Source organism: Streptomyces sp. NBC_01808 (assembly GCF_035917395.1).
Classification (GTDB): Bacteria; Actinomycetota; Actinomycetes; order Streptomycetales; family Streptomycetaceae; genus Streptomyces.
This window is the reverse complement of sequence record NZ_CP109072.1, coordinates 1,208,992-1,225,237: the sequence shown is the minus strand read 5'-3', so window position 1 is coordinate 1,225,237 and position 16,246 is coordinate 1,208,992. Positions and strand designations below refer to the sequence as shown.

Here is a 16,246-nt window from a genome sequence, read left to right as displayed (position 1 = left end):
CGGTACAGGGTGGCTGCTCCCCGCGCATGCGGGGATGGGCCCCGGTGGCGCATTACGTCGGGGACCATCGCCTTCTGCTCCCCGCGCACGTGGGGATGGATCCGGCGTGGATTACGACTCCTACGAGGTCCTGACCTGCTCCCCGCGCACGGCGGGGTTGGAATCTGGAGTGGCGCGAGCGTTTTGTCGACCGCGACTGTGCTCCCCGCATACGCGGGGATCGCCCAAGGCGGCTTGCCGGCGGAGCAACGCCAGCCCGGGGCTGCTCCTCCATCACCAAATTGGCTGGCCTTGCCCCGGCCGACTTGCGGTCGCCGTACTCAACCGGCTTGATTGGTCCCCGCGTTACCCACCATCCATCCAGCAGGGGGGCCTGTGGCAGCGGCATCGGTCGGGCGGGACGAGTTTGTCAACCCGTACACGTTCGTCCCGTTACCCAAGGGCGAGCCCGGCGCCGCATGGCGGAGCAGGCCCGCCGGGCACGGTCAACTGGCGCGCGGCCGACTGAGCGGCGCCCTCGATGTGGAGATCACCGCGCGTAGTCCGCTGCTGCTGCGGAACGTCTACGACGATGACGGCGACGGCGACGGCACGTTCCCGCGACGTCACGTTCCCGGGTACGAGGAGCCGCAGCCGTATATCCCCGGTTCGTCGCTGGCGGGCACGATCCGGTCGCTGCACGAAACGATCGCCGGTGGCTGCCTGCGGGTGTTCAACGGTTCCTTCCGGCCCGGCTACCGGAATCACGTCACGAAGCAGGACGCCGGATGGCGACTGGCGTTGATCACCGAGGTCGACGAGAAGGGCGCTCCCGCGCGGCTGCGCCTCTGCCGGGAGAGGACGGTGTGGGTCGACTCCGAGATCCTGCACCGGGGACTCGGCGGCCCGGACGAACTCCGCTCCGGACTACGGGTGGAGCTGGCCGGGGTAGTGGAGAAGTCGGGTCTGGGGCGGTGGGAGCTCCGCAGCCGGGGTGCCGCGGTGCGGCAGGCGGCGGACGGTGACGTGGTGGTGCTGGTCACCCATGCCGGCACCCGGAAGAAGACGCGCAAGAACCCCGACGCCGATGGCCCGGGAAAGATCCGGGGGCGCTACTTCTGCGCTACAGGGGAGTTGGTGGGACCGGTCCGCGACGCGGTCGTCGACGACGAGACCTGGCACAACTACCTGGCTGCCGTCAACGGCACCCGCGACGTCCAGGAAGCGCGGCAGAACCCCGGGAGCGCCGGGAAGGGTCAGGTCCCGGTCACCCACCCACACGATGATGACGCCCTACTCGGCCACCGCGACCGGGCGGCGCAAGAACTCCGCGAAGGCCAGGTGGTGTGGGTACGGGCGGAACTCACCGGCGAGAAAGTCCTCCTCAAGGAGGTCTCACTGGCGGCCGTCTGGCGGCACCAGGGCACAGGCGAGGCCCGGGAGCGGGTGCCGGAACACCTGCGGGACGCCTGCTCCGACTCCCGGGCGCTGTGCCCCAGTTGCCGCCTCTTCGGATCGGTGGACTCCGGCGGCCGGAACGACAAGGACGGCCAGGGCGCAGCGCGTCAGGACGCTTATCGCGGTCATGTCCGGTTCTCCGACGCCGTCCCGCGGTCGGCCCTGAGGCCGGAGGTCCGTCACCTGCCCCCGATGGGTTCGCCGCGGCCGGGTGCCGGGCAGTTCTATCTTGCGCGCAACGAGACGAAGCTGGAGAACAGGACCGCGGAGACGGAGAACGACCCGCCGCTACGCGAATGGGGCGCGCGGGACGAGAACGGCCGGCGGCAGCTTCGCGGACGTAAGCACTACTGGCTGACCGGCCGCTCGGAGGATCGCCCGTACTTCCACGCCGAGCGCGAGCGGGAAAGGACCTTTCGAAAGCTGTACGGTGCGGACAACAAGCTGGTCTCCACCGCCGAGTCCGTTCCGCAGGGCTCGGTGTTCACATCGCGGGTGTTCTTCGAGAACCTCACCCCGGCCGAGCTGGGCGGCCTGCTCAGCGCGCTGGCCCCGTCCTTGTTGCTGGGCACCGACGACGGCACGGACGGGCCCGGGCCGGTTCACTACGGCTGGGCGGTCGGCGGTGGCCGCCCGTTGGGGTTCGGAACGTGCACCGCCCGGGTCACGATCGCGTCGCTCGACAGCGCGGAGAGCCGCTATCTGGGGGCCGATCCGCCGGAGGAGGCGGATGCCGTCGCCCTGGTGGGTGCCTTCCGCCGATCGGTGTCCAAGGAACTGGGCGAGGTGTGGAAGCGGCTCGCCCCGGTGTTGCGGCTGGACTGGGCACCGGCCGACCGCGTGTGGTATCCGCCCGCAGGATGGCTGCCCGGGCCGCAGGAACACTTCGGCAACCCCAGGGTGCTCAAGGCGAGTTTCGCCTTCTGGAAAGATTCCGCCGGCGCCTACGGGAGGAAGGGCGGCACCCCTTACAAGCAGCTCCCGGCCCCCAACTCACCCAAACTCGGCATGAAGGTCGTCGAGGACTCAAAGGCCCTCAACGGCAACGGCGGTGACGCATGACCGCCGCCACAGAACCCGGGCACGTGCTCGGGCACGTACCCGAGCACGTCTACGTCGACATCGGCGTCGTCCGTGTCCAGTCCTACCTCTCCCGCACGTCCAGCCTGCGCGGCCACCGCGCCGCCTCGCACACGCTGGCCGCGGCCACCGCACGTGAGGCCGTGGAGCGCGCGGTCGACGGGCTGGCCGAGGTCAACGCGGAGGCCGGCGAGGTGGACGGTGTGGTCAGCCTGCGGTTCGACGTGGCGCCGGACGAGGATCCCGCGCCCCGGGTGCGGCTTGTGCAGGACGCTGTCCTCGCCCGCCTGCGCCAAGCCCTTCCGGGCGCGGAGTTCACCTCGGTGTGGGGCAGGGGCACGTCGTACGTGGAGGTTTACCAGCGGCAGATGAAGCCGCGTGTCGGACGGGGCGAGGTGCGGTACGACCTGCCTCCGCCGGCGGAGTTCCCGCTGGCTGCACCGTGCCGTACGTGCCACGTCGGCCCGGCCGCCGGGGAGGCAGCGGTCACCGGCAGCCGGCGGCAGATGTGCCCGGACTGTCTGCATCGCAACATCCCGCGCGACACGATGCTCGACGACGGCGGAACCCCCGAGGGCCGCCTCGTACGTGACCTGGGGCTGGACCGGCCGCCCGAGATGTTCCCGGCACTCGCCGCCCTCGGCGGCGGGGAGGGCAACCACCTGGCGACCGTCGCCGCCGACGGCAACGCCTTCGGCGAGTTCTTCGGCGAACTCGCCAGGCAGGGGAGCCTGGACCCCGGGCTCCGGCAGGCCAAGGAGGAGCTGTCCGCCAAGCTGTCGCAGGCGACGCGCGATGCGCTGCAGGAGACGGTGTACGACCTGCACATCGAATACGACTACGCGCAGTTGTGCGTGATCCCGCACGTCGTCGGCGGTGACGACGTACTGCTGAGCATGCCCGCCGACTGGGCGTGGAAGTTCACGATCACCTTCCTGCAGCGGTTCCACGCGTCGGTGCGCGAGGCGACTGCGGACCTCGTCGACAGGCTGAACGGCAACCGCACCCGCACCGGCCGTCCCGGGCTCGTACCGCCCACCGCATCGGCCGGGGTGGTCTTCTCGCACCACAAGGAGCCGCTGAACCTGCTGCGCGAGTCGGCGTACGACCGGATGGCGGAGGCCAAGCGGGAGGCGAAGGGGCGGCAGTCGTCCATTCAGTGGCTGGACCTCACGGCCGACGGGCCCGACGCCCCGCGCCACCGTCCGGTGCTGCTGGCGCAGCTACGCACCCCGGCGGGCGAGCCGGCCGACGCCGACCGTGCGCTGTCCCGGCTGGCCGGGGTTCCGCCCGCCCACCGGGCCCGCCTCGCCGGCGTCCTGCGCGACCGGGGTCCCCTCACCGCCGCCGCGGTGGAGAGCCGCCGTGTCGGGCACTGGGAGGCCGTCCGCCCCTTTCTGCCGCCGCTCGACGGCCCGCCGGACGGCGATCCGCCCTGCGGGATAGGGCTGGGGGCCGCGCTGGGGATGGCGAGGTGGTGGCCGTGCGCGTGACGATCACCTTCCACGGGCCCTTTCGCGTGGCCACCGGCAGGAGCCGCCCCGGTATCGACGCCGCCGTCGACCCGGACGAACTGCTCCCCGCCTCCTCCCTGAAGGGCCTGATGCGCGACTCCGCCGAACGGCTGCTGCCGGGCGCGAAGGGTATCGCCGACGCCGTCTTCGGCACCGCCCGGCATCCGTCGGCCTGGGCCTGGGAAGGCGCCTCCTTCCCTGACCCCCCGCCGCGCATCCGCGTGCGCGCGCAGGTGTCGCTGGACGAGGAGACCGGCGCGGCAAAGCACGGCCATCTGCTGTACGGGGAGGAGGTCTGGGCCCGTGCCGCGGAGTTCACCGTCTACCGTCACACCCGCCTGCCGCGGGTGGCCGGGCCCGAGCTGGGTGAGTCGGACCACCTGACGGTGCTGGCCTGCGCCGCCGCCGGCGTACACGCGTTGGGCGGAGGCCGGCGGCGTGGCCTCGGCTGGGTGACCTGCACGCCGCGGGAACCCGCGGTGGACCCGGAGCTGATCGACCGCTTCCGCCTCCTCGCCGCGCGCTGGAGGGAACATGCCTGAGGTGCCCGCCACACCCGCCGCGTCCGGCATGCTGGACGTGACCGTCACCGCGCACCAGCCGCTGGCCCTCGGGGTGCGCCCGGCCGGCACCGCGCCGACACAGACCCGGTCCCACATCCCCGGCTCGGTGCTGCGCGGCGCCCTGGCGACGGTGTGGATCCGCGACCACGGGCTTCCGATGGAGGTCTCCCCCCGGCTACGGGAGGAGTTCGTCGCCCTGTTCGAGGGGGACGTACGCTACGGTCCGCTGTTCGGCGCCGGATCCGGGATCGTGCCGCTGTCGGTCAAACGTTGCAAGTACCGCTGCTCCCCCGACGCCTACGTCGACACGGCGTTCGCCGACGACGACGAGCCGTCGCACTGCGGCCTGTGCGACGAGGCCGCACCGCTGACCGGCGGGCGGGGCGAGGTGGAGTTCTTCGGCAGCCGGGCCGGCAAACTGCACGTAGAGCGCACCCACCTGGAGATCGACGACGACAGCCAGGTCGCCAAGGACAAGGAGTTGTTCACCCGCCGCGCTCTGTCCCACCGCGAATCCGACGGGACACACCGCACGTTCCACGGCCGGATCGTGCCCCGCGGCCTGCCAGAGGCGGCGGCGGACTGGCTCGTACGGCCGAGGAAGCTGCGGATGGGCGGAGGCCGGAGCACCGGCGGTGGGGTTTCCTTCGCCGCGGCCCCCGCGCACCCGGAGTCGCCGGAGACCGCGACGACCGTCGTGCTCAGGCTGCTCTCGCCCGCGGCGCTGACCTGCCCCAGCGGCCTGCCGCTGGACCTCGGCGACCGGGACGCGGTGCGTGACGCCCTCAACGACGAGCTTGCCGACGTGCTCGGCACGCCGATCACCGAGGTGAGCCGACTGTGGGCAAGGCGCGAGCACGTCGGGGGCTGGCACGCCGCCTCCGGCCTGCCCAAGGCGGCGGAGCTGGCGCTGAGCCCCGGCTCGGTGCTGCGCCTGGCCTTCGCCGAGCCGCCCTCGCCGGAAGCGCTGCAGGCGCTGACCGCACGCGGGATCGGCCTGCGCCGCAACGAAGGCTTCGGCGCCGTGGAGGCCGCCGTCTCAGGCTGGCGGGCACCTGCCACCGCCGGCCCCGGGGACGCGGGGGACACGGGGGACACCGCCTCCGGTGGGCAGGCAGCGGCGCCCGACGAAGTCGAAAGCCACGCCCGCACCCTGCACCGTACGGGCCACGGCAGGTGGTTCGCCGACCAGCTCCGCCCCTACGCCGCCGGCCGCATGGCGGGCGAGCCGCCGAGCACAGCCCTACTCGACCGCTTTCGGCTGCGTGACCTCCCCGACGGCGACCGGGACGACATCGAGCGCATGCTGCTGGACGCGTCGCCGCAGGTCCTCGACCGCACCCTCGCGGCACTGCGCTTCCTGAACATGCTGGACGAGGAGAAGCGGCAGCCATGACCGTCGTCATCCATCTTCTGCGGGCGGAACTGGAGTTCACCTCGCCCGGCGGCGTGGCCGCGCCCGAGTCGCTGACCGCCGGGTCGGTCCTCACCCCGGACCTGCCCGTCGCCCGTGACGGCGACGGCTTGCCGTACGTACCGGGAAGCTCCGTGGCGGGCGCCCTGCGCGGCGCCGTCGCCGAAGAGGCGGGCAAGGTCCGGCTCTTCGGCGAGGTGCGGAAAGAGCAGTCGGACGACGGCAGCGACCGGACCACGGCCGTCGCGTCCCCTGTTCGCGTGCTGGGAACCCGTCTGGTGCCGCACGAAGACGGGCCGCTGGAACCTGCCGTGCGCCGCCGCACCGCCATCGACAGGCACCGCGCCGCGGCCGAGGCGAACACCCTCCACGAACGGGAGGTCGTCCCACCCGGCACCCGGCTCACCGTCTGGCTCCGGCTGGACGCCGCCGCGGGGGACAGCGACCGGCTGGACGAGTTGCTGGCACTCCTGCGCACCTGGCGCCCTTGCTTCGGCGGCGGGCGTACCACCGGTCTCGGCCAGGCCCGGCTGCTGAGCATCCACCACCGCCCCATCGACCTGAACACCCCCGAAGGACTACGGCACTGGCTGCTGGGCGGCGGGCCCGGCCTCGTCGACGACCGGGCCGAACTGCTCTACGACGCCGGCCGTCCCGGCGACGCCCGCGGCGCGCCGGAGATCCCGCTGGTCTTCGGCCGCGAACTGCACTTCCGCATCGTCGACGCGATCCACCTCGGCACCGGCGAACGCCGCCAACGCGGACACGGCAGAACCGGCTACGCCCCGGTCCTGCTCAACCACGACGACGCCCCCGTGATCCCCGGCACCAGCTGGAAGGGGCTGCTGCGGGCCCGCGTGGAGTTCATCTTCCGTTCTGTGGGCATCGACACCTGCGCGTCGGCCGGGGGTGGTGCGGGTGACGGGACTTGCGGCGAGTGCGCCACCTGCGCCGAGTTCGGGTTCTCCGGCAGGCGGAAGCACGGCGGCGAACCGGCCGGTGAAGCCGGCAGCGTCGGCGCCCGTGGAACGCTGATCTTCAACGACTCCGCCATCCGCAACGGCCGCTGCCCCCGGCGCAACCACGTCGCCCTCGACCGCGTCTTCGGCGGCGCCCGCGACAACCTGCTGTTCACCGAGGAAGTCGTCGAAGACGGCACCCTCACCCTGCGCGTCCAGCGAGCGGGCGACCTGCCCGACCCCGTACGCGCCGCTCTCGTACTCGCGCTCCACGACATCCACGACGGCCGGACCGGCATCGGCGGCGGCACCACCCGCGGCCTCGGGACCCTGACCGCCACCGAGGACACCGCCCGCTGGCTGGAGACCGAACGTACCGCCGCCATGGCCGCACTGAGCGCCCACGTCCCCCAGGAGGTGCCCGCCACGTGAACACCACCACCGCGAACGTCGTGACGCCCACCCCGGCCCGGCTGGAGCGCCGCGGCCGGCTGCCCTGGGCCGACGCCCGCGCCCTGCTGGGCGGTACCACCTGCGCCTGGGCGGATCTGGACGGCTTCCACGTCGCCACCGCCGCCGACCTGCCCGGGTCTGCCCCTCTGGCCACCCACCTGTGGGCCTGGGACGACGGCGGTTCGCGCTGTCCCCGGCTGCGCTTCGACGGCGCGCAGGTGCTCGTCGCCGTCCTGCACGTCGGCGACACCGACGGTGGGCTTGAGGTCCGGGTACGGCCCGGCCGCCCCTGGGACGAGCACGACCACCGGGTCGGCCCGCTGCGGCCCGAGGCGTACCGGCTGAACTTCGAGCTGCTGGAGCTGACCGGGCCCACACCGGCGACCTTCGTCCGCGCCGTCACGCCGATATGAGGGGAGGCCGGGGATGATCCCCTGGTACCGGCAGCTGTGGCACTTCGTCACCAGCCGTGAAGGGTGCGGGGCGATCACCGTCGCCACCTCGTTCGGCGTCGCCGTCGGCGTCGTACCGAGCATCCTCCAGGAACTCTCCGGTGACCTGTGGGTCTTCGTCGCCGTCTTCGTGGCAGCCGTCGCCGCCGTCGTGGGCGGCTGGGCGCTAGGCCGTCCCCGCGGCGTCGGCGTGGTGGCCTGCCTCTATCCCCAACCGGACCGGGACCGTCTGAGGCGGCTGGAGGACGCCTCGGACGGAAATCACAGCAGCTCGCAGAGGCTTCACCCCGACTTGCTCTCCCTGGGCGGTGTGACGCTCGATCCCGCCGCCCGTGTCGACCTGGCAGCCAAGCTCATCAGCGCCCGGATCGCGGAACACCAGGCAAACGACCCCGACGGCTCCGTCACCCTCTATCCCTTGGCGCCCCTGGACGACGGCTACCTGCTGGGCCGACGCCTGCGCGGCACCCGGTTCCATGCGCTCCACGTCATGCACGTGCCCTCAGTCGGCTCCGAGAAGGCCGTCCACACCATCACCCTCGGCCTGCACCTAGAAGATCCGCTCACCGAAGCCCAATGCCGGCTCATCACCCGCCACATGGTCACGCCCGCCGGGACCGCCGCCGCAGCACCGGCACCTGTCCCCAACCCCGACTGCCCGGCCCGGTACCGGCACCGGCTGGCGCTGATCGTCCGGATCAGCCCGTCGACGTCGATGGTCGCCGACGCCACTTTCGTCGCCACCACCGGCGAGGTCCAGCGATCCACAGACCACTCCCACACCGGGTACGTCCCACCCGACAACCACCCCTGCGGCGCCCACGCCGTCGTCGAGGCCGCAGGCCCGCTTACGGAGTCCCGCGAGGTCTTCGAGGCCGTCACCGCCCACATCCGCCAGTCCTGGCAGACCGCCCGCGCCACTTGGGCCGAGGAGACGGGCCAACCCGGCATCACCACCCGGCTGTTCATCAGCGCCCCGCTGCCGATAGTCCTCGCCCTCGGCTGGCTGATGGCCCGGGAGGACGTCACGCTGGTACCGCACCGGCTGCACCTGAGCGAGCGGGGAAGAACATGAGTCTTTTCCTGTTCTTGGGAATATGCCGGAATTTGCGGAAGTGGTAAGTTCCAGAGGAACCACAAGATAAGTGCCCTAGGGCGCGTATTGCGTCGTGATCAATCTGCGGGGTTTGCCTTCGCGGCAGGGCCTGGACCGGTAGACCTTCCTGGGTGACGCGAGTGCAACTGACGGATGCGGAGTGGGAGTTCATCGCGCCGTATCTGCCGATCGGCGAGTACGGCCCGTACCCCGAGCGGCTGCGGCAGCAGTTCGAGGGCGTGATCTGGCGGTTCAAGACGGGCGGGCAGTGGCGGGAGATGCCGGTGGAGTTCGGCGCCTGGTCGACCGTCCACAACCGCTTCCGGCAGTGGCGTGACGCCGGGGTCTTCGATGCCCTGCTGGAGGGCCTGATCGCGGAAGCCGCGAAGCGGGGTGAGGTAGACCTGTCCCTGGTCAGCATCGACTCCACCACGGCGCGGGCCCACCACGACGCTGCCGGGATGCACCTGGACGAGGGCGTCCTCACCGCTTTGGAGAAGGCTGCCACCGAGGCGGAGAAGGCCAGGTCAAGGGGGGCGGCTGCGGCGAACAAACCGGGCAGGAGGCCGGAGGCGGTCCCGAGCGGGAAGAACGACGGCGCATCCGGCGCCGACGCAGACTCCGGCTGAAGGCCGCTCTGCTCGGACGCTCCAGGGGCGGACAGACCAGCAAGATCCATGTTGCCGGCGACCGGAAGTGCCGCCCACTGGCGTTCATCCTGACCGCGGGACAGGCCGCCGACAGCCCGCAGTTCATCCCCGTGCTCAAGAAGGTACGGGTCCGCGGGCCCGTCGGCCGTCCCCGTACCCGGCCCGGCGCAGTCGCCGCGGACAAGGCGTACTCGTCCCGTGGAAACCGCGCCCACCTGCGCAAACGCCGCATCAAGGCGGTCATCCCGGAGAAGAAGGACCAGGCCGCCAACCGGAAGAAGAAGGGCTCCGCAGGAGGCCGGCCCCTCAGCCACGACGCCGACCTCTACAAGGAGCGGAACACCGTCGAACGCCTGATCAACAAGCTCAAGGCATGGCGAGGCATCGCCACTCGATACGACAAGTCACCCGCAAGCTACCTCGCCGGACTCCACCTGCGCGCCTCGGTGATCTGGCTCAAGGACCTCACCCGGACCACCCGTTGATCACAACCAAATACGCGTCCTAGTACTACAGGGCTAGATTTTGATCATCTGGAGTGGCAATCGCCTCCGAAAATGATGGCGACGAGCTTCGGCCTGATGCTCACGACGCCAGATCGACCAGCGAAGCCCGAGGTCAACCAGGGTGCGAGCGGAACCGATCAAGTTGAACAACCGTCGAACCTCGGCGATGGTCAAGGCTGCGAGTCGGCGTGCGTGCACTCGTGGCCTCCTGGGCTCGTCCGGTCTTGCGGAGCCCTTTTTTTCGCGACCCGCGCCATCGCCGCCAAGAATGCCAACGCCAGCATGGACATGGTGATGTGGCGATACCAGGCGTCGTACTTGCGCACCTGGTAGTTGTCCAGCCCGGCCTGCTGTTTCGCGGCCTCAAAGCACTCCTCGACCGGCCAGCGCAGTCCGATGACCGCGACCAATTCCGACAGCGATTCCTGGCGCGGGTTGTGGCAGTGGAAGTAGGAGATCTCTCCGTTGTCGATGTTGCGCCGGATCACATACAGGTGTCTCTCGCGCCCGGCGATCACGGCCCAGTCGTAGGTCCGAAACCCCTTCGCGCCGATACCGCAGGCGCGGCGCGTGAAGTCCCCCGGCCGCAAGCCGGCCGCCAGGACGTCCAAGCGGGTCGGGCAATCAGGGTTGGTGGTGACGCCCCCGGTGTTGATGTCGGTGGACTTCGGAACGGCCATGCAGTACGCGGTGCCGCCTTCTTCCAGGAATCTGCGCAGCCCGCGGTTCTGACCGAACTCCTCGTCCGCCGTGAACCACGAGAACGGCACCCCAGCCGCCACCGCGCGCTCGATCATGGCCTGGACCTGCTGCGGACGGGTACGGAAGACCACCTCGTCATCGATTCCCGCCTCGCGGCGGCGCTCGAAGTCAGCGCACCAGGACTCCTGCGGCAAATACAGCTCCCGATCGATCAGGACGCGGTCGCCGCTGCGGTTTGCGTAGGCCAGGAATGTCCCGATCTGGCAGTTATCGATACGCCCGAGGGAGCCGGAGTACTGGCGCTGGACCCCGGCCGACTTCCTCCCTTTCTTGGCGAATCCGGTGGGATCGGCGATGAGCACGCCCCGGGGGTCCGCGAAATGTTCCATGGCGTAGTCGCGGGTCAGGTCCCGCAGCAGGTCCGCGCTCCAGGGGGTGAGATTCAAGAACCGCTGGAGCGCCTTGGGTTCCTTGGCGCCAGCGAACTCGGCAATGGTCCAGCCGTTCTTCCGCTGGAGCGGCGAAAGGAGCCCACGCAGGTACTGGTGGGCGTGCTCGCGGGATTCAGGGCGGTAGAACAGCGGACTGATCCGCTCGCGCAGCGCAGTGAACTCGCGCTTCCACACGGCTAATTCAGCACGGGTTACCGCGCCTTGCGGGAGATCTTGATCACGGGCTTGCGTCGCTGCCATGGACGAAGTCTCTCCCAACCCCATGATCAAGATCTAGCCCTGTAGTACTAGTCGGCAATAGTGCTCCCCGCGCACGCGGGGATGGACCCGCCGCGGAGTAGGCGTCCGCCAGATGGGGGCAGTGCTCCCCGCGCACGCGGGGATGGACCCCGTCGGTCGCGCATGATGCAGTGGCCGTGTCTGTGCTCCCCATGCACGCGGGGATGGACCCTCTCTTCGATTCTTGTTTAGAGACAGGTGGACGTGCTCCCCGCGCACGCGGGGGAGGACCCATCCAGCTCCAGCCGGCGACCACCGCGGCGAACTGCTCCCCGCCTGCGCGGGGAGCAGGGCTGTCAACAGAGCTTCTCTGCCGGCCACAGGCTAAGGGCGAGGAAGACCCGGGGCATCTTCCGCCCCCGGCTCGTTCGCTCAGCGGGCGTAGCGGCGGCGTTTCGCGGTGGTGCTCCAACCCTGGCGGGGTGGGCGGGTGGCGGCGGTGGGGCCGGTGGGCTGTGCGGTGGGGCGGCGGATGAGCGTGACGCCCTCGTGGTCCTCGGGCAGCCACTGGTGGTCGCGGGTCTCGAAGGTGTAGCCCTGCTCGGTGTCGGTGGTGTACGTCAGCAGGGCGCGGCCCTCGTGCGCGTGCTCCTCCACCGCTGCCCAGAGCGCGCTCCGGATACGGGCCGAAGGACTGCCGACGAAGACGCCGGGGGAGACTTCGAGCAGCCAGCGGGTGAGGAAGCCCCGCAGCCCGACGGGGCAGTTGGAGAGGACGATCACGGTCACCAGATCAGCCCCTCGCCGAGGTTGCTGCCGGACTCCACTTCTTCGCCGCGGTCGGACTGGAGCGTAACCCGGTCGCGCTGCGGGGCGTCGCCCTCCTCGGCGGAGTCCGCCGTCGTCCCAGGGGCGAGCAGGGTCTTCACGTCGTGGACGCAGCGCTCCAGCAGTCCGGTGGCGTGCACGCGGTCGCGTAGCGCGCGGCGCACGCGCGAGCCGATGTCCTCCTCGCTCTCCGCGGCGACCTCGAAGGCGACCGGGATGCCGATCTCCGTCTTGTAGAGGTCCGCGATGTCCAGGGCGAACGACAGCTCCTGTCCGGAGTGCACGAAGCCCAGCCCGGGGATGCAGCCCAGCGCCGCGACCACGCTCTGGGCGATGCCTACATGCACTGCCCGGCGGCGGTGACGGCCTGGTTCGGGGCGTCGCCGGAGGCGAAGTCGCCCTGGGCGTAGCGGCGTCCTCGCCAGCGGATGCCGGTGCGGGCCGCCTCGGCGCGGTAGCACGCCTTGACGCGGTCACCCTCCCTGCCGAGCAGCTCGCGGCGGCTGCGGCCGGCCGGGTCGTCGTCGGGGAAGCGGAGCGCGTACATCGAGCGGGCGACCTCCAGCCGCGTCCGCGGGTTGGCCCACAGTCGTGCCTGGGCCTCGGCCAGAGCCGCGGAGCGGGAGAGCGCCCGGCCGCTGGCGTAGTAGCGCACGCCGTGCTCTCCGACCCACACGATGCCGACGCCGCTCTCGCCCAGCAGCCGGACCGCCTGCTGGGAGATCTTCGTGCCCGGTCCGAGTAGCAGCGTGCCGATGGTCGCGGACGGGAGGTGGCGTACGCCGTCGCCGTCGGCGGCGGTGATCGCGTTGTCGGCGCAGTGGATGACGGCGCGCTCCAGGTAGACGAAGGACAACCGGTCGCCGATCCGGGTGAGTTCGCGTGGTGAGGGGGCGCCGCGCCTGCTGACGGTGGTCATCCGCTATTCCCGCGGTGCCAGGGTGAGCAGTCCGCAGCCGTACGCCTTGCCCCGGCCGATGCCCTGGGTGAGGGCGTTCCGCAGGGCCTCGGGGTCGGTGACCTCCAGTCGGCCGCTGAAGACGGCGGTGACCAGGCTGACGGGGGCGCCGCGCGAGCCGTTCCCCTTCCGAGCCCCGGGCGGCGCCTGGTCGCCGGGGCGTTTACGGAAGGAGAGGTCACGGCGGCCGTGGACGACCATCGCGTAGCGGTGCAGCGGGTCGTCCGCGTCCGGCGCCGCTCCCGGCAGCAGCTCGAAGCCGTGCCTTTCCTGCTGCTTCAGCAACCAGCCGAGCTGGTGGCGCGGGGAGACGTGCGCCGTGCGTTTGGTCGGCTCACCGTCCTTGCGGCGGACGGAGTGCACCGGGTTGGCCGTCAGCCGGAACGCCCAGCGGTCGCCCTTGGCCAGGCGGCGCAGGAACGGCAGGTAGTGCCGGGTCTCCCAGCCGGGGGCCTCGGGGTTGGCCAGCGTGGGCCAGCCGGCCTGCTCCACCAGCCCGGTGAGGTCGGGGCGGTCGGGCCCGACGAGGTAGACCTGCACGTCGGCACGGTCCCCGTGGTCCAGGCGCCAGAGGATGCGGGGCCGGGCTTCGGGGTCGGTGGACAGGCCGGGGAAGCCGGCGAGCAGCGCCGCGTGCAGGCGCTGCGGTGAGGACAGCAGGAAGCGGGCTCCCGCGCGCGCGGTGTTGATACGGAAGCGGGTGAGGTACATCAGTCGCTCTCCAGCAGGGGCATCGGATCGTGCTCCGGGACCTCCGGCACCTCGGCCGGCCGCGGTACGGCGTCGTGCCGCACCGACCGGCGGGCGTACCGGCGGTGGCGCGGATCGAAGCTGAGCGGCTGGTCGGCCACGACGTCACCGGGCGGGTCGTCGGGCGCGGAGTCCAGCCGCACGGGAAGCCGGTCCGGGGCGGTACGGGCGGTCTGCTCCCGATACCAGGCCGAGGCGAGCCACGGATGCTCCAGCAACGCCGTCTCCAGCCCCGTGTCGTGCCGGACGCCCAGGTCGAGCCGGCGCCCGGGTGGGCAGGCGCGCCGGCCGAGAAACGGCAGGAAGTGCGGAGACCGCCTTACCTGACGCGGTAACCAGTCGTCCCAGAGTCGCCCGGCCACGGCACCGCTGTCCGCCATATGCCGCCACAGCGGCAGCCACGCGCCGCTCCTGCCGCCCTCGCGCTGGTCGGACTTCGCCCACACCGTGCGGGCGGGCGAGGACAATCGCTCACCGATACGTGCCGCATCCGGCGGCCTGCCGTTCATGCCCTGCATTAGACCCCGGGACAAGGTGATGTATAACGCTGATGAGTAATTCTGTCTGATAATTCACGCTAGTGATTGACGTCTTGTAGTTTGCTTCTTCGCAACTGTTGGCCCCCCTCCAATCGCCCGCCGGCCACTCACTCTTCCGGCTTACCCGGGCAGGAGCCCCCGATGGACGTACGCTGAGCTGTACCTGAGGCGATGCATGCGGCCCCGTTGGACCGACTGGTGGAAATGCCCGAATCTCCGTTTGTTGCTCAGAACGGCCTCACCGCTCGATAAAACACCCAGGTCAGTGAGACTGCTCCCCGCACACGCGGGGATGGACCCGACTGCACATCGTGTGCCAGGACGTCAGCAGACTGCTCCCCGCGCACGCGGGGATGGACCCGGGTGGTGCAGGCCAGCCAGCAGGTACGCCGCGCTGCTCCCCGCGCACGCGGGGATGGACCCGCGATGTGCATCTCCAAGCCGGTGAGCCGGTGCTGCTCCCCGTGCACGCGGGGATGGACCCGAAGCTGGACTTGCCGATGCCGGGTTCGCCCACTGCTCCCCGCGCATGCGGGGATGGCCCCACCACGGAGCCGACGCCGGCGGACCGCGTCGTGCTGCTCCCCGCGCATGCGGGGATAGAGTCTGGGATTGCCCCCTGGTGCTCCAGGGCCGGATCGATCCGATCGAAGACTGGCAACCCGTGAGCCGGCCGCCGTCTGCAGTGACTCCGTAGGTAGTCCTGTAGTGCAAACCAACTAGTAGGCGTAGAACCCGGCGCCCGACTTCCGGCCCAGCCGCCCCGCCTCGACCATCCGCGCCAGCAGCGGCGGCGTCGCGTACGACGGCTCCTTGTACTCGGCGTACATCGAGTCGGCCACCGAGGCGATGACGTCGAGGCCGATGAGGTCCGAGAGCTTCAGCGGGCCCATCGGGTGGGCGCAGCCCAGCTCCATCCCGTTGTCGATGTCCTCGCGCGTCGCGATGCCGGACTCGAACATCCGGACCGCGGCGAGCAGATACGGGATCAGCAGCGCGTTGACGACGAACCCGGAGCGGTCCTGGGCCCGGATGGAGTGCTTGCCGAGCACGTCGCGGGCCAGCGCCTCGGTCCGCTTGAGCGTGTCGTCGCTGGTCGTCAGGGCCGGGATCAGCTCGACGAGGCGCTGTACGGGCGCGGGGTTGAAGAAGTGCATCCCGATGACCTGCTCCGGCCGCGTGGTGGCGATGGCGAGCTTGACCAGCGGGATGGAGGAGGTGTTGGAGGCAAGGACGGCGTCCTGGCGGGTGACGACCTGATCAAGGATCTGGAAGATTTCGATCTTGACCTGTTCGTTTTCCACCACCGCCTCGATCACAAGATCGCTGTCCGCAAGCTCTCCGAGATCGGTGGTGAAGCTCAGCGCGTCCAGCGCCTCGTCCCGTTCCACCTCGGTGATCTTGCCGCGCTCCGCGGCCTTGGCGAGCGAGTTGGTGACGCGGGTACGGCCCAGTTCGAGGGCGTCGCCGGTGGTCTCGGCGACGACGACCTGAAGGCCGGAGCGGGCACACACCTCGGCGATGCCGGAACCCATCTGGCCGGATCCGACCACTCCGACGCGTTCGATGTCGGTCAATGTCTCTCCTCGTCCCTCGTCCTGCCGTGTGGGCAACCCTTTCGGACCCCTGACGTTACCCGCGTAGCGCATGGCTCTTGTCCCCGGGTGAGGCGGG

General features: G+C 70.8%; 12 protein-coding genes and 2 pseudogenes. 8 read left to right on the top strand and 6 right to left on the bottom strand.

Going from position 1 to position 16,246, the window contains the following annotated elements:
- Nucleotides 1–375: 375 nt before the first annotated feature.
- The 8 genes and pseudogenes from OG946_RS05010 (at nt 376) to OG946_RS04975 (ending at nt 10,103) form a co-directional block, all read left to right on the top strand.
- On the top strand, nt 376–2,499 hold the full coding sequence (locus OG946_RS05010; RefSeq protein WP_326794938.1) for a TIGR03986 family type III CRISPR-associated RAMP protein: 2,124 nt from the start codon (nt 376–378) through the stop codon (nt 2,497–2,499).
- Complete coding sequence (locus OG946_RS05005; protein WP_326794937.1) at nt 2,496–4,010, top strand: Cas10/Cmr2 second palm domain-containing protein; 1,515 nt, start codon at nt 2,496–2,498, stop codon at nt 4,008–4,010. The genes OG946_RS05010 and OG946_RS05005 overlap by 4 nt, the downstream gene beginning before the upstream one ends.
- The gene (locus OG946_RS05000; RefSeq protein WP_326794936.1) at nt 4,001–4,573 is read left to right on the top strand and encodes an RAMP superfamily CRISPR-associated protein; all 573 of its coding nucleotides are present in this window, start codon (nt 4,001–4,003) and stop codon (nt 4,571–4,573) included. Before OG946_RS05005 ends, OG946_RS05000 begins: the two co-directional genes overlap by 10 nt.
- Nucleotides 4,566–5,990: a type III-B CRISPR module-associated Cmr3 family protein gene (locus OG946_RS04995; protein ID WP_326794935.1), complete on the top strand. Its 1,425-nt coding sequence runs from the start codon at nt 4,566–4,568 to the stop codon at nt 5,988–5,990. Before OG946_RS05000 ends, OG946_RS04995 begins: the two co-directional genes overlap by 8 nt.
- A complete protein-coding gene (locus OG946_RS04990; protein WP_326794934.1) occupies nt 5,987–7,399 on the top strand; it encodes an RAMP superfamily CRISPR-associated protein in 1,413 nt (470 codons plus the stop codon). Before OG946_RS04995 ends, OG946_RS04990 begins: the two co-directional genes overlap by 4 nt.
- A complete protein-coding gene (locus OG946_RS04985) occupies nt 7,396–7,833 on the top strand; it encodes a hypothetical protein (RefSeq protein WP_326794933.1) in 438 nt (145 codons plus the stop codon). Before OG946_RS04990 ends, OG946_RS04985 begins: the two co-directional genes overlap by 4 nt.
- 13 nt (nt 7,834–7,846) lie before the next feature.
- Nucleotides 7,847–8,947, top strand: coding sequence for a hypothetical protein (locus OG946_RS04980; RefSeq protein WP_326794932.1), 1,101 nt, complete (start codon nt 7,847–7,849; stop codon nt 8,945–8,947).
- A 152-nt stretch (nt 8,948–9,099) separates the two neighbouring features.
- A pseudogene (locus OG946_RS04975) lies at nt 9,100–10,103 on the top strand (IS5 family transposase).
- A gap of 191 nt (nt 10,104–10,294) precedes the next feature.
- Here OG946_RS04975 and OG946_RS04970 read toward each other — a convergent pair.
- From OG946_RS04970 to OG946_RS04945, 6 genes and pseudogenes are all read right to left on the bottom strand, one after another.
- Entirely contained in the window at nt 10,295–11,518 is a 1,224-nt protein-coding gene (locus OG946_RS04970) for an IS701 family transposase (RefSeq protein WP_326794931.1), read from the bottom strand.
- A gap of 411 nt (nt 11,519–11,929) precedes the next feature.
- Nucleotides 11,930–12,286: a type I-E CRISPR-associated endoribonuclease Cas2e gene (gene cas2e, locus OG946_RS04965; protein ID WP_326794930.1), complete on the bottom strand. Its 357-nt coding sequence runs from the start codon at nt 12,284–12,286 to the stop codon at nt 11,930–11,932.
- Nucleotides 12,283–13,244 (bottom strand): annotated as a pseudogene (gene cas1e, locus OG946_RS04960) (type I-E CRISPR-associated endonuclease Cas1e). Before cas1e ends, cas2e begins: the two are co-directional and overlap by 4 nt.
- 3 nt (nt 13,245–13,247) lie before the next feature.
- Nucleotides 13,248–13,994, bottom strand: a complete 747-nt coding sequence (cas6e, locus tag OG946_RS04955; RefSeq protein ID WP_326794929.1) for a type I-E CRISPR-associated protein Cas6/Cse3/CasE — start codon at nt 13,992–13,994, stop codon at nt 13,248–13,250.
- Nucleotides 13,994–14,542, bottom strand: coding sequence for an HD domain-containing protein (locus tag OG946_RS04950; RefSeq protein WP_326794928.1), 549 nt, complete (start codon nt 14,540–14,542; stop codon nt 13,994–13,996). Before OG946_RS04950 ends, cas6e begins: the two co-directional genes overlap by 1 nt.
- Before the next feature lie 749 nt (nt 14,543–15,291).
- A complete protein-coding gene (locus tag OG946_RS04945) occupies nt 15,292–16,149 on the bottom strand; it encodes a 3-hydroxybutyryl-CoA dehydrogenase (protein WP_326794927.1) in 858 nt (285 codons plus the stop codon).
- Nucleotides 16,150–16,246 lie beyond the last annotated feature (97 nt).

What these genes read in the sequence shown, in the direction of transcription:
- OG946_RS04970 (WP_326794931.1), bottom strand. Translation starts at nt 11,518, where the DNA reads ATGGCAGCGACGCAAGCCCGTGATCAAGATCTCCCGCAAGGCGCGGTA.
- OG946_RS04950 (WP_326794928.1), bottom strand. Translation starts at nt 14,542, where the DNA reads ATGAACGGCAGGCCGCCGGATGCGGCACGTATCGGTGAGCGATTGTCC.
- OG946_RS04995 (WP_326794935.1), top strand. Translation starts at nt 4,566, where the DNA reads ATGCCTGAGGTGCCCGCCACACCCGCCGCGTCCGGCATGCTGGACGTG.
- OG946_RS05005 (WP_326794937.1), top strand. Translation starts at nt 2,496, where the DNA reads ATGACCGCCGCCACAGAACCCGGGCACGTGCTCGGGCACGTACCCGAG.
- OG946_RS04990 (WP_326794934.1), top strand. Translation starts at nt 5,987, where the DNA reads ATGACCGTCGTCATCCATCTTCTGCGGGCGGAACTGGAGTTCACCTCG.
- OG946_RS04980 (WP_326794932.1), top strand. Translation starts at nt 7,847, where the DNA reads ATGATCCCCTGGTACCGGCAGCTGTGGCACTTCGTCACCAGCCGTGAA.
- cas6e (WP_326794929.1), bottom strand. Translation starts at nt 13,994, where the DNA reads ATGTACCTCACCCGCTTCCGTATCAACACCGCGCGCGCGGGAGCCCGC.